The organism is Pseudomonas tensinigenes (assembly GCF_014268445.2).
Classification (GTDB): Bacteria; Pseudomonadota; Gammaproteobacteria; order Pseudomonadales; family Pseudomonadaceae; genus Aquipseudomonas; species Aquipseudomonas tensinigenes.
Window position 1 is genome coordinate 4,686,751 of record NZ_CP077089.1, and the last position, 22,409, is coordinate 4,709,159.

20 protein-coding genes and 1 pseudogene are annotated in these 22,409 nt (G+C 59.2%); 10 read left to right on the top strand and 11 right to left on the bottom strand.

The window, feature by feature from the left end; translation table 11 throughout:
* Window positions 1-172 precede the first annotated feature (172 nt).
* Window positions 173-655, bottom strand: a complete 483-nt coding sequence (gene rssC / locus HU718_RS20655) for an anti-sigma factor antagonist RssC (protein ID WP_003226553.1) — start codon at window positions 653-655, stop codon at window positions 173-175.
* Window positions 655-1,836 (bottom strand): two-component system response regulator RssB, encoded by a 1,182-nt coding sequence (rssB, locus tag HU718_RS20660; RefSeq protein ID WP_095050481.1) that lies wholly within the window; start codon window positions 1,834-1,836, stop codon window positions 655-657. Before rssB ends, rssC begins: the two co-directional genes overlap by 1 nt.
* A 275-nt stretch (window positions 1,837-2,111) precedes the next feature.
* Between rssB and HU718_RS20665 the strand changes: the two genes are divergently transcribed.
* Window positions 2,112-2,411, top strand: coding sequence for a PilZ domain-containing protein (locus tag HU718_RS20665; protein ID WP_186615774.1), 300 nt, complete (start codon window positions 2,112-2,114; stop codon window positions 2,409-2,411).
* A 52-nt stretch (window positions 2,412-2,463) separates the two neighbouring features.
* Here the strand turns inward: HU718_RS20665 and HU718_RS20670 are convergent, their stop codons facing one another.
* Window positions 2,464-3,153: an MlaA family lipoprotein gene (locus HU718_RS20670; protein WP_095121066.1), complete on the bottom strand. Its 690-nt coding sequence runs from the start codon at window positions 3,151-3,153 to the stop codon at window positions 2,464-2,466.
* Between the two features lie 198 nt (window positions 3,154-3,351).
* Here HU718_RS20670 and pcrP point away from each other — a divergent pair, with 198 nt between their 5' ends.
* From pcrP to HU718_RS29695, 3 genes and pseudogenes are all read left to right on the top strand, one after another.
* Window positions 3,352-3,972 (top strand): HAD superfamily inactivated hydrolase PcrP, encoded by a 621-nt coding sequence (gene pcrP, locus HU718_RS20675; RefSeq protein ID WP_186615772.1) that lies wholly within the window; start codon window positions 3,352-3,354, stop codon window positions 3,970-3,972.
* A 108-nt stretch (window positions 3,973-4,080) separates the two neighbouring features.
* A complete protein-coding gene (locus tag HU718_RS20680; RefSeq protein WP_116256590.1) occupies window positions 4,081-4,344 on the top strand; it encodes a DUF4404 family protein in 264 nt (87 codons plus the stop codon).
* A 64-nt stretch (window positions 4,345-4,408) separates the two neighbouring features.
* A pseudogene (locus HU718_RS29695) lies at window positions 4,409-4,507 on the top strand (metal ABC transporter ATP-binding protein); the annotation flags it as partial.
* A 25-nt stretch (window positions 4,508-4,532) separates the two neighbouring features.
* On the opposite strand, the gene queF reads toward HU718_RS29695, so the two are convergent.
* Both queF and copI read right to left on the bottom strand, forming a co-directional pair.
* Window positions 4,533-5,363: an NADPH-dependent 7-cyano-7-deazaguanine reductase QueF gene (gene queF / locus HU718_RS20685; protein ID WP_186615770.1), complete on the bottom strand. Its 831-nt coding sequence runs from the start codon at window positions 5,361-5,363 to the stop codon at window positions 4,533-4,535.
* Between the two features lie 61 nt (window positions 5,364-5,424).
* The gene (gene copI / locus HU718_RS20690) at window positions 5,425-5,952 is read right to left on the bottom strand and encodes a copper-resistant cuproprotein CopI (protein WP_122607472.1); all 528 of its coding nucleotides are present in this window, start codon (window positions 5,950-5,952) and stop codon (window positions 5,425-5,427) included.
* A 165-nt stretch (window positions 5,953-6,117) separates the two neighbouring features.
* Here copI and HU718_RS20695 point away from each other — a divergent pair, with 165 nt between their 5' ends.
* Together HU718_RS20695 and HU718_RS20700 are read left to right on the top strand one after the other, a co-directional pair.
* On the top strand, window positions 6,118-6,798 hold the full coding sequence (locus HU718_RS20695; protein WP_150708079.1) for a heavy metal response regulator transcription factor: 681 nt from the start codon (window positions 6,118-6,120) through the stop codon (window positions 6,796-6,798).
* A complete protein-coding gene (locus HU718_RS20700) occupies window positions 6,798-8,144 on the top strand; it encodes a heavy metal sensor histidine kinase (RefSeq protein WP_186615768.1) in 1,347 nt (448 codons plus the stop codon). Before HU718_RS20695 ends, HU718_RS20700 begins: the two co-directional genes overlap by 1 nt.
* Before the next feature lie 119 nt (window positions 8,145-8,263).
* Here HU718_RS20700 and HU718_RS20705 read toward each other — a convergent pair whose 3' ends face one another.
* The 3 genes from HU718_RS20705 to HU718_RS20715 form a co-directional block, all read right to left on the bottom strand.
* Entirely contained in the window at window positions 8,264-9,508 is a 1,245-nt protein-coding gene (locus HU718_RS20705) for a lipoprotein-releasing ABC transporter permease subunit (protein ID WP_034156425.1), read from the bottom strand.
* Window positions 9,509-9,571: 63 nt separating this feature from the next.
* Window positions 9,572-10,270 (bottom strand): lipoprotein-releasing ABC transporter ATP-binding protein LolD, encoded by a 699-nt coding sequence (lolD, locus tag HU718_RS20710; RefSeq protein WP_016986734.1) that lies wholly within the window; start codon window positions 10,268-10,270, stop codon window positions 9,572-9,574.
* Window positions 10,263-11,513: a lipoprotein-releasing ABC transporter permease subunit gene (locus HU718_RS20715; RefSeq protein ID WP_150730818.1), complete on the bottom strand. Its 1,251-nt coding sequence runs from the start codon at window positions 11,511-11,513 to the stop codon at window positions 10,263-10,265. The genes lolD and HU718_RS20715 overlap by 8 nt, the downstream gene beginning before the upstream one ends.
* Before the next feature lie 94 nt (window positions 11,514-11,607).
* On the opposite strand from HU718_RS20715, the gene HU718_RS20720 reads away from it, so the two are divergent.
* Window positions 11,608-12,189 carry a PilZ domain-containing protein gene (locus tag HU718_RS20720; RefSeq protein WP_016986736.1) on the top strand — a complete coding sequence of 194 codons (582 nt, stop codon included), beginning with the start codon at window positions 11,608-11,610 and terminating at the stop codon, window positions 12,187-12,189.
* Window positions 12,190-12,203: 14 nt separating this feature from the next.
* Window positions 12,204-12,926, top strand: coding sequence for a glycerophosphodiester phosphodiesterase (locus HU718_RS20725; protein WP_095121056.1), 723 nt, complete (start codon window positions 12,204-12,206; stop codon window positions 12,924-12,926).
* Between the two features lie 42 nt (window positions 12,927-12,968).
* On the opposite strand, the gene sthA is transcribed toward HU718_RS20725, so the two are convergent.
* Window positions 12,969-14,363, bottom strand: a complete 1,395-nt coding sequence (gene sthA / locus HU718_RS20730) for a Si-specific NAD(P)(+) transhydrogenase (protein ID WP_038362239.1) — start codon at window positions 14,361-14,363, stop codon at window positions 12,969-12,971.
* Between the two features lie 197 nt (window positions 14,364-14,560).
* Window positions 14,561-15,547, bottom strand: coding sequence for an FAD:protein FMN transferase (locus HU718_RS20735; RefSeq protein WP_186615865.1), 987 nt, complete (start codon window positions 15,545-15,547; stop codon window positions 14,561-14,563).
* Between the two features lie 120 nt (window positions 15,548-15,667).
* On the opposite strand from HU718_RS20735, the gene HU718_RS20740 reads away from it, so the two are divergent.
* Window positions 15,668-16,969 (top strand): MFS transporter, encoded by a 1,302-nt coding sequence (locus HU718_RS20740; protein ID WP_186615766.1) that lies wholly within the window; start codon window positions 15,668-15,670, stop codon window positions 16,967-16,969.
* Window positions 16,970-17,139: 170 nt separating this feature from the next.
* Here HU718_RS20740 and HU718_RS20745 read toward each other — a convergent pair whose 3' ends face one another.
* Window positions 17,140-18,603 (bottom strand): glyceraldehyde-3-phosphate dehydrogenase, encoded by a 1,464-nt coding sequence (locus HU718_RS20745; protein ID WP_016986741.1) that lies wholly within the window; start codon window positions 18,601-18,603, stop codon window positions 17,140-17,142.
* 354 nt (window positions 18,604-18,957) lie between these two features.
* On the opposite strand from HU718_RS20745, the gene mfd reads away from it, so the two are divergent.
* Window positions 18,958-22,407, top strand: a complete 3,450-nt coding sequence (gene mfd, locus HU718_RS20750) for a transcription-repair coupling factor (protein ID WP_186615764.1) — start codon at window positions 18,958-18,960, stop codon at window positions 22,405-22,407.
* Window positions 22,408-22,409: the final 2 nt, after the last annotated feature.

The window sequence follows — 22,409 nt, forward strand, 5'->3', positions numbered from 1 at the left end:
AAAAAGGGCGAACCTGTGAGGGTTCGCCCTTTTTTGTGGGTGCTGGATAATTTTAGTGTTCTTGCCGACCGCTTTCGCGAGCAGGCTCGCTCCCACAGGGGGATTGGTGATCGACGCCGCGTCAGTGTGGGAGCGAGCCTGCTCGCGAAGAGGCCCGTCCGATCGGCATCACTTAATGCCTTTCCAGAGCATTCACCAGATCATGAAACGCTTCACGATTGGAATCGTTCAGGCCCATGAGGATCTTGTGCGCTTCGAGCACCTTGATCCGCACCACTTCTTCCGACTGGTCCTGATCCGGCAGATCGTCCAGGCACTCCGGGCATGGCACCGGGTGGTTGACGATGTTGAACACCTGCTCGAAGCCCATCGATTGCAACAGACGGGTGATGTCTTCGTGGGTGGTGACGACAGTCGGCAGCAGGCCGACCTTCTGCCGCGACAGGATCGACAGTTTGGCCAACAGGCCCAACGTCGTGCTATCGATGCTGCGGGTTTCGGTCAAATCGATCACGATCGCGTTGAAATTCAGCGCGGTGAAGATTTTCTCAATAGTCGCATCCAACGCCGAACACAGGGTCAGGCGAACTTCACCGACGAATTTCAGGACGAAGGTGCCGTCCTGCTCGGCGAACTGGATTCTACCGGTACTCATTAAAGATTCCTGCTCAACACCAACAGGGCGATATCATCCGGCATCTCCCCTAGCGTGGCCAATCCAAAAACTTGCCGCAGACCATCCAGGCTGCCGCCCGCCGACTTCACCCGTTGAGGCAAAGCGGCTTCTTTTTCCTTGAGCGTAGGTTCTGGCAAAAGATCCAGAATGCCATCGGACATCAGCGTCAGGCTGAACGTCGGCGGCAGCTCAAGCACGTGGTCTTCGTAGGTGGCTTCATTGAAGAGTCCCACCGGCAGACCACGCCCTTCGAGATAACGAACACTGTCAGGCGTGTACAACACAGGCAACGGCAGATGGCCGCCGATGCTATAGGTCAACAAACCGGTCTCCTCGTCGATGACTCCACCGACCATTGTGACGTGTTTACCCAGCTTACAACTGATCAGCCCCCGGTTGATATGACCAAGGACTTCCGAAGGCTTGAATTCCGGCAAAGTGCCGTTGCGCTTGGATTCGAACAACAGGCGCGTGGTCATGAACTTCAGCAGCACGGTGACGAAGGCTGAAGAGGCGCCATGACCGGATACATCCGCCAGATAGAAAGCAACCCGGCGCTCGTCGACACGGAAATAGTCGACAAAATCCCCCGACAGGTACAACGACGGGATGATCTGGTGCGCGAATTTGAATTCGTCGATGCTCCACGGGCTTTCCGGCAGCATGTTCATCTGCACCTGGCGACCGGCGTTCTGGTCTTCCTGGAGCAGGTTCAGGCTGGCCTCAAGCTCGCGGTTGGCCTTTTCCAGCTTCTCGCGGTAGCGCTGGTTTTCCACCAGCAGGCGCGCACGATCCAAGGCCCGGCGCACAGAGTGCTCGAGCACAGCCAGATCTTCGAGAGGCTTGATCAGGTAGTCCGCCGCGCCCAGGCGCAGGGCCTCGACCGCGTCGTTCATCACGCCGGCACCCGACACCACGATCACCGGCGTCTGCGGCGACCGCTCGGTGACCTGACGGATCAGTTCAAGACCGCCCATCTGCGGCATGCGCAGATCGCAGATGACCAGGTCGGGCGTGTCTTGCTCGAATACCTGAAGACCCTGTTGGCCGTTGCTGGCCTGCAGGACGCTGAAACCACTGTCTTCCAAATAGGCCGCGAGGCTCGCGCGCACTACTTCGTCATCATCGATTATCAGCAGCGTGGCACTGGTTTTTGGCATGTGGGCAAACGGCGCCAGAATTAGGTTGGCGTAGTTGGCGGGGCATTCGGCCCTGCGCAGACTACTGGATTCGCTTTCTAGCCTCTCTACTGCACCGCTTTCGAGCATTGGCTGCAAACGCGGTTACACCAGAGGTGCCCTTCTATGGCGCAGACGGTACTCCCATCCGCAGAGCGTTTCAAGCATGCGCCGATGGTCGCTTGACGACTTTACTTGTCAAATCACCGAGAGTTATAAGAACAGCTCAAACCGTAACCCAATGGAAGGACGAACCTATGAGTCAAACCAGTCGGGACTACAGTGAAAAGCGCGATTTCATCCGCATGCGGGTCGATGCCGATGTCGTGTTGATTCATGAAGGCGATCAGATTTCAGGGGTGTGCATCGATCTCTCCAGCAGTGGCATGCAGGTCGAAGCGCCGCGCCAGTTCGCGGTCGGCGACCGCTTGAGCGTGCGCATCGACTCCGAACACGCGGCGCTCAGCGGACTTGAAGCCGAGACCGAAGTGGTCTGGGTCAGGGCACAGGATGGTGGCAGCCAGAAACTCGGCCTGACCATCCTCAAGATGAAATAGCTGCACACAAAAAAGGCGACCCTGAGGTCGCCTTTGTTTTTACCGGTCGAGATTAAAAATCGTCTTCGACCTGGCCATCCTTCACTTTGAACTCGCGGTTCTGCAAGTAAGCGTTGCGGATGAAGGTGTACTTGTCGCCGCTGATCAGCTTCTCGCTCGACAGCAGGCTGGCGCGGGTGTCGACGATGTTCAGACCGAAGATCGAGTTACGCGTAGGCACGTGGTCGATGTAGCGATACATACCGGTGTAGCTGTCGACGTACTTGGACGGCGCATCGCGCAACGTGCTCGGCCCCATCAGCGGCAGCATCACGTACGGACCGCTACCTACGCCCCAGTAACCGAGGGTCTGACCGAAGTCTTCGTCGCTACGGTTAAGGCCCATCTGGGTACCGACATCGAAGAAGCCGAGCAGACCGAAAGTGGTATTGAAGATCAGGCGAGCGGTGTCGACGCCCGCAGCAGCCGGTTTGGCTTGCAGGATGTTGTTGGCAAGGTTGGTGACGTCACCGACGTTGCGGAACATGTTGTGGATGCCGTCTTCGAGGAACTGCGGCGTGACAAACTCATAGCCCTGGGCCAGTGGCTTCAGCGCGTAAGTGTCAACGAAGTCGTTGAACTGGAAAATCGGGCGGTTGACGCTTTCCCAAGGGTCTTCTTCCGTTGCTGCCTGAGTGGCGAACGGCGCCAGCAACAGACCGGCACATACACTTAGCTGAGCGAGCGGATAGCTCCAGCGCATAGAAAAACTCCTTGGATATGTACTGTCGCGGACATCGGGGCCCGGGCATTAAGGCCGCTAGTATAAGCGCAAATGCCCGTTTGGACAGTCAGCCAATTGTGCAAAGTTGTAGGACGCTTCCCACCCCGAGCTTCACATAGCCGTCACGCAACTGTCACCTGGAATGACTAGCCTTAGCGCTATTTCAGGGACGTTGCCATGACACACGCCGAAACCTTGCCCGTCGCCACGTCCAGCCTGACCGCCGTACTGTTTGGACTCAGCGGTTGTCTGGTGGATTTCGGTGCTCGCGCCCGGCAACAGACGATCGCCCTGCCCGAGCATGCCGAAGCCACACCGGGCGCGCTCGACAGCCTGCACAATTTGCAGCGCCAGCAGATTCCCTGCGCCTGGCTGGATGAACTGCCCCCTGCCCTCGCCCAATCGTTGTCGGCCTTACTGCCGGCGTCGATCAAACCTGCGCAACATTCGGCAACACTCAATCCGTGGCCTGCGCCAAATGCCTGCTGGCAAGCCTTGATGGACCTGAACGTCGCCACTCTGGACGGCTGCGTACTGGTCAGTGGCGAACCGCGCCTGCTGCAGGCCGGCCTGAATGCCGGGCTATGGACCATCGGCCTCGCCTCCTGCGGCTCCCTGTGCGGCCTGGCGCCGAGCGAATGGCAAGCCTTGAGCCAGAAAGAACGCGAACAGTTGCGTGGCAAGGCGACCGTGCAGTTATTCGGGCTGGGCGTGCACTCGGTCATCGATCATCTGGGCGAACTCGACACCTGCCTGGCAGACATCAGCCTGCGCCGCCTCAAAGGTGAAAAGCCCTGACCGGGATCATGCAGGTTTGCCGGGAGTGGATTAATCTAAAGGTCAGCCATAGACCTTTGGCGCGCGGCTGCGGTCAATGCCAGTGCCTATTGATAAAAGGAAACCACCATGCCCGCCCAAGAACTGCAAAAACAGCTCGAGACCCTGCGCGAGCAGCTGGAGCAGAATCCGCCGCTGTCGGAAGCCGAGCGTGAGGATTTGCATGCGCTGATGGCGCAGATTGAACTGGAACTTGAACTCGAAACCAAGACCAACGATTCGAATATTGCCGACGGCGTGAACCTCGCCGTTGAACGCTTTGAAGTTGACCATCCAACCATAGCCGGCACCCTGCGCAACATCGTCAATGCGCTGGGCAGCATGGGGATCTGATTCCCGCCGAAACGCAAAAAGCCCTGCCATCACTGGCAGGGCTTTTTCATGTCTACGATTTGCAATGCAGTCCCCTGTGGGAGCGAGCCTGCTCGCGAAGGCGTCGTGTCAGTCGACATCAACGTTGAATGACACACCGCATTCGCGAGCAGGCTCGCTCCCACATTGGATATCGCACATTCTGGATCTTATTGGCGCACCAGGCGGTGATTCGGCAGCTGTACGCTTTCAGTGCTGCGATACGGGTTGATGTCCAGACCGCCGCGACGCACGTAACGGGCAAATACCGTCAGCTTTTCTGGCTTCAGCAGTCGCTGCAGATCAAGGAAAATCCGCTCCACACACTGCTCATGGAAGTCCGAATGCTGGCGGAAGCTGACGATATATTCCAGCAGACTGGCATGATCCAGCGCCGAGCCACGATATTCCACCACCACTGTGCCCCAGTCCGGCTGACTGGTCACCGGGCAATTTGATTTGAGCAGGTGGCTATAGACCGTCTCTTCGACAACCCGCGATTCATCGCAACGCAACAGTTCCGGGCGCGGATGCTCATAGTTGCTGACGCTGATATCCAGATCGTCGATGCACACGCCCGGCAGCGCCACGACGCCCTCCGCTTCAACATCCTTCAGGCTGCGAACCCGTACACCCACCGGTTTGCCGGCAGCGGCCGACAAATCCTTGACCAGCGTTGCTTCCAAAGAAGTGACGTCGGCAAACGGCGTCTGGTTCAGCGAGTTCAAATACAGCTTGAACGACTTCGATTCGATGATATTCGGCGAATCCGCCGGGATGCTGAATTCGCCGATCGCCACCACCGGTTTACCCGACGGCAGCAGCCACGACAACTCGAAGCAGTTCCAGAAATCCACACCTTTATACGGCAGGGTTTCGGCGGTCAGACCCAGCTCGGCCCATTTCGCGGTGCGCGGAATCGGGAACAGCAGGGACGGCGTGTACGTGGCGATGTATTCGCTGGATTTGCCCAGCGGCGAGTGTTCGGCTGCGGGATGCATGGCAGAAACCTGACTGAAGAATCAGCGGATTCTACCAGCCTTTGCCCGCGCCTTTGAGTGCTTACTGACTGACAGTCAGTTTGCCGACCATGCCCGCCTGATAATGCCCGGGAATATTGCAGGCGAATTCCAGGCTGGTCGCCTTGCTGAAGGTCCAGGTCAGTTCGGCGGTTTTGCCCGGCTCGACCAACACACTGTTGGGATCGTCGTGCTTCATGCCGTGGCCCATCGCCGCGTGATCCATACCCGCCATGTCGTGGGACATTTCCTTCATGCCAGTAGGCGTGAGCATGCCGCTTTGCTGCATCTGCAACATTTCCTGCTGGTGTTTGGCATGCATCGCCGCGTCGCCGAGGTTGAATTCGTGCAGCAATTGGCCTTTATTCACCAGCACAAAGCGAACGGTCTCACCGGCCTTGATCTGAATCGCCTTGGGATCGAAGGACATATCGCCCATCACCACTTCAATGCTGCGCGAGGCTTTGGCGGCCGGTGCTGGCTGGCCGAAATCATAGGTGTGCGCGGGAGCTGCAAACGCCGTCGAACTCATTGCCAACAAACAGATGGCCAGGGATTGGCGTAAAAACATGGTCGTTCTCCAACAAGATAAGGTTCAGCTTATGGGAAACTTTAGCCGGCCTGCGCTGGCATCTACCTGACAGGCAGATTACAACTTTGTCAGGTTGGCGTTTGACGCCAGCGCTCACGGTATAAAGCTTTAGTTTCTACCCCCCCGAATAAACCCGAGCTGCTCATGAAACTGTTGATCGTCGAAGACCAAGCGAAAACCGGCCAATACCTGCGCCAGGGCCTGACCGAGGCCGGGTTCAACACGGAACTGGTGGCCGACGGCAACAGCGGCCAGCAACTGGCACTGAGCGGTGACTACGCGTTGCTGATCCTCGACGTGATGCTCCCGGGACGCAACGGCTGGCAGATTCTGCAAGCAGTGCGCAGCGCCGGGCTGGATACGCCGGTACTTTTTCTCACGGCCAAAGACGCCGTGGAAGACAGGGTTCATGGCCTCGAACTCGGTGCCGACGACTATCTGGTCAAGCCCTTCGCTTTCTCCGAACTGCTCGCGCGGGTGCGCAGCCTGTTGCGTCGCGGCAGTGCCACACCGCAGGAAACCAGCCTGCAACTGGCCGATTTGCGCCTGGACCTGATCCGCCGCCGGGTTGAACGCTGCGGTCAGCGCATCGACCTGACCGCCAAGGAATTCGCACTATTGGAGATGCTCCTGCGTCGCCAGGGCGAAGTGCTGCCGAAATCGCTGATCGCCTCGCAAGTCTGGGACATGAATTTTGACAGCGACACCAATGTCATCGAAGTGGCGATCCGCCGTTTGCGTCTGAAAATCGACGACGAGTTTCCCAACAAATTGATCCACACCGTACGCGGCATGGGTTACGTGCTCGAAGAGCGTGGCGCCTGATGCGTCGTTTGTCCCTGAGTTCGCGCCTGGCCCTGTTGTTTGCCGCCTGCACCGCCGTGGTTTCACTGTTTGCCGGGGTGCTGTTCAACCGCGCCAGCGAGGCGCACTTCATTGAACTCGATCAACAGCAACTGGACGGCAAACTGATCGGCCTGCGCCGCGCCCTGCAGGATCTTCAACCTGCTCAACGTGAGGCGCGGCTGGCGGATGAGCTGAGTCGTCAGGCCGATCTGTCGCTGCGCATCACCGGCAGTGACGGCCAACGCTGGTACGACAGCTCGACGCAGATTCCCCAGGATTTGCCGCCAGAATCCGGCCTGTCGACCGTGAGTCACGACGGCACCGACTATCGCGTGCTCAACGCCCCGCTCTACCCGGAAAAAGCCGATTCACCGCAATTGAACTTGCTGCTGGACATCACCCATCACCAGCATTTCCTGCAACGCATGCAGCACCTGATCTGGCTGACCGTCGGGTTGTCAGCGCTGGCCACCGCTTTGCTCGGTGCCTGGGCCGCACGCAGCGGCTTGCGGCCATTGCGACGCATGAGCGCGGTCGCCCGTGGGATTTCCGCACAATCGCTGAATGCCCGACTGCCGGAAGCGCAAATGCCGCCCGAGCTTGCGGAAATGGCCCACAGCTTCAACGCCATGCTCGCACGCCTCGACGACTCGTTTCAGCGGCTCTCGGCGTTTTCCGCTGACATCGCCCATGAGCTGCGTACACCGCTGTCGAACCTGCTCACTCACACTCAGGTCACCCTCACCCGCCCACGGCCAATCGAGGATTACCGCGAAGCGCTGCACAGCAATCTCGAAGAACTGCAATGGATGGCGCAATTGGTCAACGACATGTTGTACCTGGCCAAGGCTGATCACGGTTTGCTGATGCCCAAGCGCGAACCCTTGGAATTGGCGGATGAAACCGATCTGCTGCTGGAGTTTTTTGCGCCGCTGGCGGAGGACGCCGGGGTCAAGCTGACGCGCGACGGCAATGCACGGATCGCAGGTGATCGCAGCATGTTGCGCCGGGCCTTGTCGAATCTGCTGGATAACGCGCTGCGGTTTACCCCGGCTGAGGGTTATGTGAGCTTGCGGATCGTTGATCAAGCGAGCGTTGTGCGCATTTCAGTCGAAAACAGTGGCGAGGGAGTTTCTGCGCAGTTGTTGCCACGCCTGTTTGATCGATTTTATCGGGCCGATCCGGCGCGACAGGAAGGCAGCAATGAGCATGCGGGATTGGGGCTGGCGATTACTCAATCCATCGTCCGCGCCCATGGTGGGCAAATTCGTTGCGAATCTGAAGCGGGATGGACGCGGTTTGTGATTGAGTTGCCTCGAACCTGATCGTTCCCACGCTCTGCGTGGGAATGCAGCCCGGGACGCTCCGCGTCCCTTCCAGAGCCGAACGCGGAGCGTCCGTTGAGGCGTTCCCACGCAGAGCGTGGGAACGAGCATGGAATCGCTTAAGAATATCTCAGCGCGTGAGCCGGCTCGATCTTCGCCGCCCGCCAGGCCGGATACACCGTCGCCAAAAAGCTCAGAATAAAGCCCGCCGAACAGATCAACAGCACATCCCCACCCTGCAATTCCGACGGCAGATTGCTGACGAAATACACATCCGAACTGAAGATATGCTGCCCGCTGACTCGCTCGATCCAGCCCACGATCTGACTGACATTCAGCGCGGCGATCACGCCCAACACGCCGCCAATGATCGTACCGACAATGCCGATCACCGTGCCCTGCACCATGAAGATCGCCATGATCTGCCGTGGCGTGGCGCCGATGGTACGCAAAATCGCGATGTCCGCGCCCTTGTCGTTCACCACCATGATCAGGGTCGCGATGATGTTGAACGCCGCCACCGCGACGATCATCAGCAACAGCAGGCCGATCATGGTTTTTTCCATTTTCATCGCACTGAACAGACTGCCCTGGGTGTGGGTCCAGTCGTCAGCCTTGAAGTCCGCACCCAAACCGGCGGCGATGTCCGAGGAGACTTTCGGTGCGGCGTACAGGTCTTTCACCGCCAGACGCACGCTCTGCACCTGATTCGGCTCCCAGTGCTGCATGGTCGCGGCATCTGCGACGTGGATCAGGCCCATTGAGCCGTCCAGTTCGGCGCCAACCTTGAATACGCCGACCACGTTCAGTCGCTGCATACGCGGGGTGATGCCACCCGGCGCAGTGCTGACTTCCGGGACGATCAAGGTGATTTTGTCGCCGACATTGAGGCGGAATCGCCGCGCGGTGATTTCACCAATCACCACGCCGAACTCGCCGGGTTTCAAGGCATCCAGACGGCCCTGAACAATGTGCTGGGCAACGATGGAGACCTTGCCTTCCTGCGCCGGATCGACGCCGCTGATCTGGATCGGCTGCATCAAGCCCTTGTAGGAGAGCATGCCTTCCATCTCAGTGAACGGCACGGCGGCAGTCACTTCAGGATTTTTCATCGCGGCGGCGGCCACTGGCTGCCAGTCATCGATCGGCTTGACGCCAACGATGGTCGCGTGCGGCACCATGCCGAGGATGCGCGAGCTCATTTCGCGCTGGAAGCCGTTCATCACCGACAACACCACGATCATCGCCAGCACGCCGAGGGCGAGGCCGATCATCGAGGTCATCGAAATGAACGAAACAAAGCGATTGCGGCGCTTGGCGCGGGTATAGCGCGTGCCGATAAAGATCGATAACGGTCTGAACATTCGCTGGGGCACCGTATAAAAATAAAAGACCCGACGCCTTTGCAGGCGCCGGGTTTCAGCCAATCAGATAGGCGTGAGGCGACCTTCTTGCAGGTGCAGTACGCGATCCATCTGGCGGGCCAGATTCATGTCGTGAGTCACCACCAGAAACGCGGTGCGCATTGAGGTGCTGAGTTCCAGCATCAAATCCTGAATGCCCTGGGCGGTGTGGGAGTCGAGGTTGCCGGTCGGCTCGTCGAGCATCACCAGACCTGGCTTGTTCACCAGAGCGCGAGCAATGGCCACACGTTGACGCTCGCCACCGGACAATTCCGCCGGTTTGTGTTCCAGGCGATGACCGAGGCCGACGCGTTCCAGCAATGCCGTGGCGCGCTGACGGGCTTCCGGGATCGGCGTCTTGCCGATCAGCAGCGGCATGCAGACGTTTTCCAGTGCGGTGAATTCCGGCAGCAAGTGGTGGAACTGGTAAACGAAACCGAGCGAACGGTTACGCAGCAGGCCACGTTTCTTCTCGCTCAGTGCCGACAGCTCTTCACCGTCGAGCCAGACGCTGCCCTTGGTCGGCGTATCGAGACCGCCCAACAGGTTGAGCAACGTACTTTTGCCCGAACCCGAGGTGCCGACGATCGCCACACGCTCGCCCGGGTGCAACTCCAGTTGCAGGCCGGCCAGTACTTCTACCGATTCCGGGCCTTCCTCGTAGGATTTGCCCAGGTTGCGGCAGCTCAAGATTGCTTGTTCACTCATGCCCGACTCACTCATAACGTAGCGCCTCCGCCGGCTGGGTGCGCGCGGCACGCCAGGCGGGATACAGGGTGGCGAGAAAACTCAGGACCAACGCCGCCGCACAGACCATGACCACGTCCTGGCTCTGCACCTGCGACGGAAGATAATCAATGAAATACACGTCAGCATTAAGGAATTTGTGGCCGATCAGGCCTTCCAGTGCCGAGATCGCGGCGCTGACATTAAGCGCGGCGAGAATCCCGAGCACCGCGCCAATCGCCGTACCGACCACGCCGATCACCGTGCCTTGCACCATGAACGTGCGCATGATCGTGCCCGGCGTCGCGCCCAATGTGCGCAGAATGGCGATGTCGCCCTTCTTGTCATTCACCACCATCACCAGCGTGGAAATGATGTTGAACGCAGCGACGGCGACGATCAGCAGCAACAGCAGGCCGATCATGGCTTTTTCCATGCGGATCGCCTGATACAGATTGCCGTGGGTGCGCGTCCAGTCGCGGGCGTAGTAATGATCCTCGCCGAGTTGCTGGGCGATGTTCCATGCTACGCGCGGCGCCTGAAACAGGTCGTCGAACTTCAGGCGAATGCCCTGCACCTGATCAGGCTTCCAGCGGTGCATCTTCGCCAGATCCTGCAGGTTGGTCACACCCAGATAACCATCGAGCTCACCGGCGCCGACATGGAAAATGCCGACCACGGTGAAACGCTTCATGCGCGGAAACATCCCGGCCGGGGTCACACTGACCTCCGGCGCAACAAAGGTGACTTTGTCACCGATGCCCACGCCGAGTTTGGTCGCGGCCTTGTCGCCAATCACGATACCGAAGCTGCCCGGCGTCAGATCGTCGAGTTTGCCCTGCTTCATGAAGTTGTCGATGATCGACACATTGCGCTCGAGCGCAGGGTCGATGGCGTTGAGCAACACCTTGGACACCTGACCGTTATTGGTCAGCAGGCCCTGCATCTGGGTGAACGGGGCAACTGCCGTCACCTGCGGGTTCTGTTTGACCTTGGTGGCCAGGCTTTGCCAATCGTTGATCGGTTCGGTGGATTCAATGGTCGCGTGGGGCACCATGCCCAGCACGCGGGTGCGCATCTCATGATCGAAGCCATTCATCACAGAGAGCACGACGATCATCACGACCACGCCAAGGGCGAGCCCGATCATCGAAGTCAGGGAAATGAATGACACAAAATGATTGCGACGCTTTGCACGGGTATAACGCGTGCCGATAAATACGAAGAGAGGTCTGAACATGTCGGGGCTTGTTCGGAGGGAAAAGGAACGTCCTTGTGGCGGGGGTCGATAACCAGCTTTACACTCAGACCACCGCCGCTACCATGGGTTCGCCATGTCGACATTAGATGAAGAAGATCGCCGCGAATACTACCGTATCGAGGACACGATCGCACTGGAAATTCGGCCCCTGTCCGCTCCCGAAGCCGCAGGCCAGGAAGTGTTGCAGGATGCTTCCCCACTCTTCAACCTGCTCAGCGAACTGCACCTGAGCGAATTCGAGTCGCAGCACCTGTTGCGCCAGATCAGCGAGCGCGACCGGGCCATCGCCGCGTTCCTGAAATCCCAGAACAAGCGCATCGACCTGCTCAGCCAGGTGGTCGCCCTGACCGTGCTCGGCCATATCGGCGAGCCGCAACCGGTGATCATCTCTGAAGGCGGGATCGACTTTCAGTATCCGACGCCGATCGCCACCGGCGCACACCTGTCGGTGAAACTGGTGCTGATGCCGCAAGCGCTGGGCCTGCTGCTGCGCGCCCGTGTCACCCATTGCGACCGCAAGGGCGAGGGGTACGACGTTGGCACCGAGTTCGAACACTTGACCGACGCCCAGCGCCAGTTGCTCGCCCGCTATATCTTGCAGAAGCAGGCACAGGAACGACGTCTGGCCCGCGAACAGAACGAATCTGGCATTTAACTTAAGGAAGCACCGTGACCCTCATCTACGGCCACCGCGGCGCCAAGGGCGAAGCACCGGAAAACACCCTGAGCAGTTTTCAGGAATGTCTCAAGCACGGCGTACGCCGTTGCGAACTCGATCTGCACCTGTCCAAGGACGGCGAGTTGATGGTCATCCACGACCCGACCCTCAAGCGCACCACGGAACGTCGTGGCAAAGTCGTCGAGCACACCGCCGCCGAGCTGGTGACCTACGACGCGCGCAAGGGCGGCCCGGGCTGGATCAAGCCGTGCCCGATTCCGACGCTGGAAGAGCTGTTCGAAAAGTGCGATTTCGATCACTGGCAACTGGAAGTCAAAAGCGCTTCACGCACTCGCGCGGCAACCACCGTGCTGGCGATTCGTGAAATGGCCCAACGGCATGGCCTGCTCGACAAGGTGACGATCACCTCGAGTTCGCGGGAAGTGCTGAAAGCGGCGCTGGATCTGGTGCCGGATGTGTCACGGGGACTGGTCGCCGAATACGCCTGGCTCGACCCCTTGAAGGTCGCGGCCAGCTATGGCTGTGAGATTCTCGCGTTGAACTGGACGCTGTGTACGCCGGAACGCCTGCAGAAGGCGCAGCGTCAGGGGCTGCATGTGTCGGTGTGGACCGTCAACGAGCCTGCGCTGATGCGCAGACTCGCCGACTTCGGCGTTGACAGCCTGATTACAGACTTTCCCGGTTTGGCCACTGCCACCCTCGAGAATTGCTGAAATCGGTCTCCCCGGCCGGCTCAGGCCACCGGCCGGAGCCCGTCAAAAAAGCCGGTTGAGGCCGTCGTACGCCGCTACCCGATAGGCTTCAGCCATGGTCGGGTAGTTGAACGTCGTGTTGACGAAGTACTTCAGGGTGTTCAGTTCGCCCGGCTGGCTCATGATCGCCTGACCGATGTGGACGATCTCCGAAGCCTGGTAACCGAAGCAGTGAACGCCCAGCACTTCCAGGGTTTCACGGTGGAACAGGATCTTCAGCATGCCTTGCGGCTCGCCGGCGATCTGCGCACGCGCCATGCTCTTGAAGAACGCCTTGCCCACTTCATACGGCACTTTGGCCTGGGTCAGCTCCTGCTCGTTCTTGCCGATCGAGCTGATCTCCGGAATGGTGTAGATGCCGGTCGGCACGTCATTCACAAAGCGCCAGCTACCGTTATCAACGATGCTACCAGCGGCCGAACGACCCTGGTCGTGGGCGGCACTGGCCAGGCTCGGCCAGCCGATCACGTCACCGGCGCCGTAGATGTTCGGCACGCAGGTACGGTAAGCCTCGTCGACTTCGATCTGGCCACGGCTATTGACCTTGACGCCGATGTTTTCCAGACCCAGCGTGTCGGTGTTACCGGTACGGCCGTTGCACCAGAGCAAGGCGTCGGCCTTGATCTTCTTGCCGGACTTGAGGTGCAGGATCACGCCGTTATCGACACCTTCAACGCGATCGTAATCTTCGTTGTGGCGCACGGTGATGTTGTTGTTGCTGAAGTGGTAGCTCAACGCCTGGGAGATTTCCGAGTCGAGGAAGCTCAGCAACTGACCACGGTTGTCGACCAACTCGACCAGCACACCCAGACCGCTGAAGATCGACGCGTATTCGCAACCGATCACGCCGGCACCGTAAACGATCAGTTTGCGCGGGGTGTGGTTGAGGCTGAGGATGGTGTCGCTATCGTAGATACGCGGGTGGTGGAAATCGATGTCCGCCGGGCGATAAGGACGCGAACCGGTGGCGATGATGATGTGCTTGGCCACCAGTTTTTCGACCACACCGTTGGCGCAGACCACTTCGATGGTTTGTTCGTCGGCGAAGCTGCCGGTGCCGAAGAACACGTCGACGCGGTTACGGGCGTAGTAGCCGGTACGCGAAGCGACTTGTTTGGAAATAACCTTTTCAGCGCTTTTCAACACGTCCGGGAAGGAGAACCAGCGTGGCTCGCCGATCGCCCGGAACATCGGGTTGGTGTTGAACTGCATGATCTGCCGCACCGAGTGACGCAGTGCCTTGGACGGGATGGTACCGAGGTGGGTGCAGTTGCCGCCGACCTGGCGACGGCTGTCGACCATCGCGACCTTGCGCCCTGCTTTGGCGGCGTTCATTGCCGCGCCTTCTCCCGCCGGGCCGGAACCCAGCACCACCACGTCGTAGTTGTAGACAGCCATGCGTACTCCTCAGAACAGGCCGCGGTGCCAGCAGCACCGGCGGCTAAATCACGCCGAACGGCGGCGCGAAGGAACAATTGGGGGTCAATCAAGAACCCGGACACAGTCTATAGAAGCGTCAACGCCGCGCACATTAACCCTTGGTCGCGTCGTAGGCTACTTTTGCCTGCACTACAACGCCAGCTTTCGTATTGTTCTCAGTCAGTTTTCTTGCCACTGAGGCGTTCGAAAGCCGTGTTGGTGCGGACGACAAAACCTGTATCGGCACGAATTACAAAGAATGCACCAATCTCATGTTTTTCGGCATAGTCCCACGCCCTTTCCGGGCCAAGAATCAGCAACAGCGTCGATAGTCCATCAGCCATCAGCGCTGAAGGATGAATCACCGTGACTGACGCCAGGCTGTGTAGGACCGGTGCCCCCGTGCGGGCATCAAAGGTGTGGGAATAGCGCCGACCGTCCTGCAGGAAATAGTTGCGGTAGTCGCCGGAGGTGGAAACGCCGTAGCCGTCGACATTGATGATGCGCTCGGCGACTTGCTGATCGTCGCGGGGCTCTTCCAGAGCGATGCGCCACGATGAGCCGTCAAGCTTGCGACCCTTTGCCTTTAGCTCACCCGTGGCTTCTGCGAGGTAATCGTGGATACCGAGGGTGTCGAGTCTCGCCGCGATAGTATCGACGGCATAACCAGCGGCGATGCTGTTGAAATCGACCTCGACGGCGGCATCCTTGCACAACTGATCGCCATTGATATGCAGATGCTGGTGACCAACCCGCTGCATCACCTCGGCCAGCGCAGCGGCATCAGGGACTTTCTCTTCACGACCTTGCGGGCCAAAGCCCCAGAGGTTCATCAGCGGTTCAACAGTCAGGTCGTAGGAGCCTTCGCTTTGCGCTGAGAGTTGTTCGCCAGTTCGGACCAATTCGAGTACCGACGCAGGCATTTTCTGACAGCTGTTGGCGGGCAAAGCGTTGAAGCGCTCGATGTCCGAATCATTGCGATAGGTGGATAACTGCCGGTCGACTTCGCCAAGGATGCCCTCCACCTCACTGCGAACCTGCGTCGCTTCAGGCATGCCTGCGTGACGCAGGTACTTGATCGAATACGTGCTACCCATGGTAGGCCCGCCGAAGCTTTCCATGGACTCGCCATTACCGCAGCCAGCCAATACGCCAGCCAGCATCACAAGCCAAAACAAGCGTCCAGTGAACAATTATTCATCTCTCCGTAAAACCGCGGCGGCCATTATGAATTAAAGGATCTGCAACATCTCTATACAAAATCCAATAGCGAGTACCTGAACATGTCCTCCACCACGGGCAAAGGCAAAGCGATCTTTCGCGTTGTCAGCGGCAACTTTCTCGAAATGTTCGACTTCATGGTCTATGGCTTTTACGCCACGGCCATCGCCAAAACCTTCTTCCCCACCGACAGTGCCTTCGCTTCGCTGATGCTTTCGCTGGCTACTTTTGGTGCCGGTTTCCTGATGCGTCCGCTGGGGGCGATTTTCCTCGGCGCCTACATTGACCGCCATGGTCGTCGCCAAGGACTGATCATCACCCTCGCGCTGATGGCTGCCGGTACGGTGCTGATTGCCTGTGTGCCGGGCTACGCGACCCTCGGCGTCGCCGCACCGCTGCTCGTACTGTTCGGTCGCTTGTTGCAAGGCTTCTCGGCCGGCGTGGAGCTGGGCGGTGTGTCGGTGTATCTGGCAGAAATCGCCACACCGGGCCGCAAGGGCTTCTTTGTCAGCTGGCAGTCTGCGAGCCAGCAAGCAGCGGTGGTCTTCGCCGGATTGCTCGGTGTAGGTCTCAACCATTGGCTGAGCCCGGAACAAATGGGTGACTGGGGCTGGCGCGTGCCGTTCCTGATCGGCTGCATGATTGTGCCGGTGATCTTCGTCATTCGTCGTTCGCTGGAAGAAACCCCGGAATTCCAGGCACGGAAACATCGCCCTACCCTGCGGGAAATTGTCCGCTCGATTGGTCAGAACTTTGGCATCGTCATCGCTGGCATGGCGCTGGTAGTGATGACCACGGTGTCTTTCTACCTGATCACCGCGTACACCCCGACCTTCGGCAAGGCTGAGCTGCACTTGTCGGACTTCGATGCGTTGCTGGTGACGGTGTGTATCGGTCTGTCGAACTTCTTCTGGTTGCCGGTGATGGGTTCGGTGTCTGACAAGATCGGACGTAAACCCCTACTGCTGGCGGCGACGATTCTGGCGATTCTTACAGCCTATCCGGCGCTGTCGTGGCTGGTGGCGAACCCGAGTTTCAGCCATTTGCTGATCGTCGAGTTGTGGCTGTCGTTCCTGTACGGCTCGTACAACGGTGCGATGGTGGTGGCGCTGACCGAGATCATGCCGGTGGAAGTGCGTACGACCGGGTTCTCGCTGGCCTATAGCCTGGCGACGGCGACGTTTGGCGGGTTTACCCCGGCGGCGTGTACGTATCTGATTCATGTGCTGGATAACAAGGCTGCGCCGGGGATCTGGCTGAGTGGCGCGGCGGTGTTGGGGTTGATTGCGACGCTGGTGTTGTTTCGTGGCAACAAGCATGAACTGCGCACGGCGCAAGCAGCCGTGCCTGGCGGCGCCCGATAGGACGCTTTCGCGAGCAGGCTCGCTCCCACAGGGGATTTTCTGAGCGACACAGATCCAGCGTGGGAGCGAGCCTGCTCGCGAAGGGGCCAGCACTGACAACACAACTCTAAAAGGCACACAAACAAAAACGCCCCGACCAAAGTCGGGGCGTTTTCATGTGCAGCTATCGCTTAGCGCGGGAACGCTGGCGGATTCACATCAGCCATGTCTTCCATCACGCGGATAACCTGGCAGCTGTAACCGAACTCGTTGTCGTACCAGACGTACAGAACAACGCGGTTGTCCTGCACGATGGTCGCTTCAGCGTCGACTACACCGGCGTGGCGCGAGCCGACGAAGTCGGTCGAAACCACTTCCTGCGAATTGACGAAGTCGATTTGCTTGTGCAGATCGGAGTGCAGCGCCATGTAGCGCAGGTACTCGTTCATCTCTTCACGGGTGGCGGCTTTCTCAAGGTTCAGGTTGAGAATGGCCATCGACACGTTTGGCGTTGGAACACGGATCGCGTTACCGGTCAGTTTGCCGGCCAGCTCAGGCAGGGCCTTGGCAGCAGCGGTGGCAGCACCGGTCTCGGTGATGACCATGTTCAGCGCGGCGCTACGACCACGGCGATCGCCCTTGTGGAAGTTGTCGATCAGGTTCTGGTCGTTGGTGTACGAGTGAACGGTTTCGACGTGACCATTGATGATGCCGAACTTGTCATTCACAGCTTTGAGCACCGGCACGATGGCGTTGGTGGTGCAGGAAGCGGCGGAGACGATCTTGTCGTCAGCGGTGATTTCACCGTGGTTGATGCCGTGAACGATGTTCTTCAGCTTGCCTTTGCCAGGCGCGGTCAGAACGACGCGGTCGATACCCGGGCACTGCAAGTGCTGGCCCAGGCCATCGGCGTCACGCCATACACCGGTGTTGTCCACCAGCAGCGCGTCTTTGATGCCGTACTGGGTGTAATCCACTTCAGTCGGGTTCTTCGCGTAGATCACCTGGATCAGGTTACCGTTGGCAGTGATGGTGTTGTTTTCTTCGTCGATGGTAATGGTGCCGTTGAACGAACCATGTACCGAGTCGCGACGCAGCAGGCTGGCGCGTTTGGTCAGGTCGTTTTCGGCGCCTTTGCGCACGACGATGGCGCGCAGACGCAGGCCGTCGCCACCACCGGTTTTTTCGATCAGGATGCGCGCCAGCAGACGGCCGATACGACCGAAGCCGTACAGCACAACGTCGGTGCCTTTACGTGCGGAAGCGTTTTGCTGGCCAACCACGTCAGCCATTTCTTCACGAACGAACTGCTCGGCGCTGCGGCCATTGCCTTCGTTGCGGAATTTGAACGCCAACTTGCCCAGATCTACCGAAGCCGCGCCGAGCTTGAGCTCGCTCATGGCTTTGAGCAGCGGGAATGTTTCGTGGACGGAGAGTTCGCTGTCGTCGGAAGAACGGTGGCGCGCAAAGCGGTGAGCTTTGAGAATCGCGATGACAGACTGGTTGATCAGGCTGCGGCCATAGATCGAGCTCACCACGTTGTTATTGCGGTAGAGCTGACCGATAAGCGGAATCATCGCTTCTGCGAGTGCTTCACGGTCGATCCATTCACCAAGACACTGGTCGGGCTTCTGAGTCACGGTAACCTTCCACATGTAGGGGCAGAAAAAAGGGGCTACATTATGCCGCCGACAACCTCCTGTAGCAATGCGCGCTTGTCGCGAAATCGGTAACAAAATTCCGTTCAAAAAAATTACGCCTCTCTCAAGCCCAGTAAATCCGGGGCTTTCAGCGCAGTCAATTTTTCGACGACTGTTAGACGATGTCTGTAACCCTCCGTAACACCACCGCGTTTCGGCACTACATAACCACAAAAAAACGGCTGGTTTTTATGGTTACCACTACATTTCGTCCAAACGGCGAAGATAGACGTAGTCTGCAACTGACAGGCGGCACCTGACGCCGCTACAATTACCGACTTTGTCGCAAAGCCTGGAGCTCAACCTTCCGTGCCCGTTCTGCGTCTACCGCTACTCCCTGCCGAGGCAGGTAAACAGCATTGGGGCAATTTGCCCGGTGCTGCCCTCAGTCTGGCGATTGCCGAGGCTGCCAGCGCTGCCAAGCGCTTCACCCTGCTACTGACCGCCGACAGCCAGAGCGCTGAACGACTGGAACAGGAGCTGAGTTTCTTCGCCCCGGATTTGCCCGTGCTGCATTTCCCCGACTGGGAAACCCTGCCGTACGACCTGTTTTCGCCGCATCAGGACATCATTTCCCAGCGCATCGCCAGCCTGTATAGGCTGCCGGAACTGGAACATGGCGTGCTGGTGGTGCCGATCACCACGGCCCTGCATCGTCTGGCGCCGACCAAATTCCTGCTCGGCAGCAGCCTGGTGCTGGATGTCGGTCAGAAGCTCGACGTTGAACAGATGCGCTCGCGTCTCGAAGCCAGCGGCTATCGCTACGTCGACACGGTGTATGAGCACGGCGAGTTCACCGTGCGCGGCGCGTTGATCGACCTGTTCCCGATGGGCAGCAAGTTGCCCTATCGCATCGACCTGTTCGATGACGAAATCGAAACCCTGCGTACTTTCGATCCGGAAAACCAGCGCTCCATCGACAAGGTCGACTCGGTCAAGCTGCTGCCGGCCCGTGAGTTTCCGCTGCAAAAAGACGCGGTCACCCGCTTCAAGGCGCGCTTCCGTGAGCGCTTTGACGTCGACTTCCGTCGCTGCCCGATCTTTCAGGATCTGAGCAGCGGGATTACTCCGGCCGGTATCGAGTACTACCTGCCGCTGTTCTTCGACGAAACCTCGACCCTGTTCGATTACCTGCCGCAAGACACGCAAGTGTTCTCGCTGCCGGGCATCGAGCAAGCGGCGGAGAATTTCTGGAACGACGTGCGTAATCGTTATGAAGAGCGCCGCGTCGATCCATCGCGTCCTTTATTGCCACCCGCCGAATTGTTCCTGCCGGTGGAAGATTGTTTCGCCCGCCTGAAGAGTTGGCCGCGTGTGGTTGCCAGTCAGCAAGACGTCGAAACCGGCGTCGGCCGCGAGCGATTCCCCGCGCAGGCGCTGCCGAACCTGGCGATCGAAGCCAAAGCCACGCAACCGCTGGCGGCGCTGTCGGCATTTCTCGATGAATTCCCCGGCCGCGTGCTGTTCACCGCTGAATCCGCCGGCCGTCGCGAAGTCCTGCTGGAGTTGCTTGAGCGTCTGAAGCTGCGACCGAAAACCGTCGACAGCTGGCCGGACTTCGTCGCGAGCAAGGATCGCCTGGCGATCACCATTGCCCCGCTCGATGAAGGTCTGATGCTGGATGACCCGGCGCTGGCACTGGTCGCGGAAAGCCCGCTGTTCGGCCAACGCGTGATGCAACGTCGCCGCCGCGAGAAACGTGCCGACGGCAACAACGATGCAGTAATCAAGAACCTCACCGAGCTGCGTGAAGGCGCCCCGGTGGTGCACATCGATCACGGTGTCGGCCGCTATCTGGGCCTGACGATTCTGGAAATCGACAATCAGGCGGCCGAATTCCTCACCCTCGAATACGCCGAGAACGCCAAACTCTATGTGCCGGTGGCCAACCTGCATTTGATTGCGCGCTACACCGGCAGCGACGATGCGCTGGCCCCGCTGCACCGCCTCGGCTCCGAGGTTTGGCAGAAAGCCAAACGCAAAGCCGCCGAACAGGTGCGCGATGTCGCCGCCGAACTGCTCGACATCTATGCCCGCCGCGCCGCTCGCGAAGGCTACGCATTCGCCGACCCGAAGGCCGATTACGCGACGTTCAGCGCCGGTTTCCCGTTCGAAGAAACCCCGGATCAGCAATCGACCATCGAAGCCGTGCGCGAAGACATGCTCGCGCCGAAACCGATGGATCGACTGGTCTGCGGTGACGTCGGTTTCGGCAAGACCGAAGTGGCCATGCGCGCGGCGTTCATCGCTGTGCATGGCGGTCGTCAAGTGGCGATTCTGGTACCGACCACCCTGCTCGCCCAGCAGCACTACAACAGCTTCCGCGATCGCTTCGCCGACTGGCCGGTGACCGTGGAGGTAATGAGCCGCTTCAAATCGGCCAAGGAAGTGAATGCGGCGATTGCCGATCTGGCGGAAGGCAAGATCGACATCGTCATCGGCACGCACAAGCTGCTGTCCGACGACGTCAAAATCAAAAACCTCGGGTTGGTGATCATCGACGAAGAGCACCGTTTCGGTGTCCGTCAGAAAGAACAGCTCAAGGCCCTGCGCAGCGAAGTCGACATTCTTACGCTGACCGCCACACCGATTCCGCGCACGCTGAACATGGCGGTGTCGGGCATGCGCGATCTGTCGATCATCGCCACGCCGCCGGCGCGTCGCTTGTCGGTGCGCACCTTCGTCATGGAGCAGAACAAGAGCACGGTCAAAGAGGCCCTGCTCCGCGAACTGCTGCGTGGCGGTCAGGTTTACTACCTGCACAACGATGTGAAAACCATCGAGAAATGCGCTGCCGATCTCGCCGAACTGGTACCGGAAGCACGTATCGGCATCGGTCACGGACAGATGCGCGAGCGCGAACTCGAACAGGTGATGAGCGACTTCTATCACAAGCGTTTCAACGTGCTGATCGCCTCGACCATCATCGAGACCGGCATTGACGTGCCGAGCGCCAACACCATCATCATCGAGCGCGCCGACAAGTTCGGCCTGGCGCAACTGCACCAGTTGCGTGGTCGCGTTGGCCGTAGCCACCACCAGGCTTACGCGTACCTGCTGACGCCGCCGCGCCAGCAAATCACCTCGGACGCGGAAAAGCGTCTGGAGGCGATCGCCAACACCCAGGACCTCGGCGCCGGTTTCGTACTGGCCACCAACGACCTGGAAATCCGTGGCGCCGGTGAACTGCTCGGCGATGGCCAGAGCGGGCAGATTCAAGCCGTCGGTTTCACGCTGTATATGGAAATGCTTGAGCGCGCTGTGAAGTCGATCCGCAAGGGCGAGCAACCGAACCTTGATCAACCGCTGGGCGGTGGCCCGGAGGTCAATCTGCGCGTACCGGCGCTGATACCGGAAGACTATCTGCCGGATGTCCACGCACGCCTGATTCTGTACAAGCGCATCGCGTCGGCGACCGATGAGGAAGGCCTGAAGGATCTGCAAGTCGAGATGATCGACCGTTTCGGCTTGTTGCCGGAACCGACGAAGAATCTGGTGCGGATCACGGCGTTGAAGTTGCAGGCCGAACAATTGGGCATCAAGAAAGTCGATGGCGGGCCGCAAGGTGGACGTATCGAGTTCGAAGCGCAGACGCCGGTCGACCCGATGACGCTGATCAAGCTGATCCAGAGCCAGCCAAAACGCTACAAATTCGAAGGCGCGACGATGTTCAAGTTCCAGGTGCCGATGGAACGCCCGGAAGAGCGCTTTAATACTGTAGAGGCGCTGTTTGAGCGCCTCCTCCCGAAATCTGTTTAAAG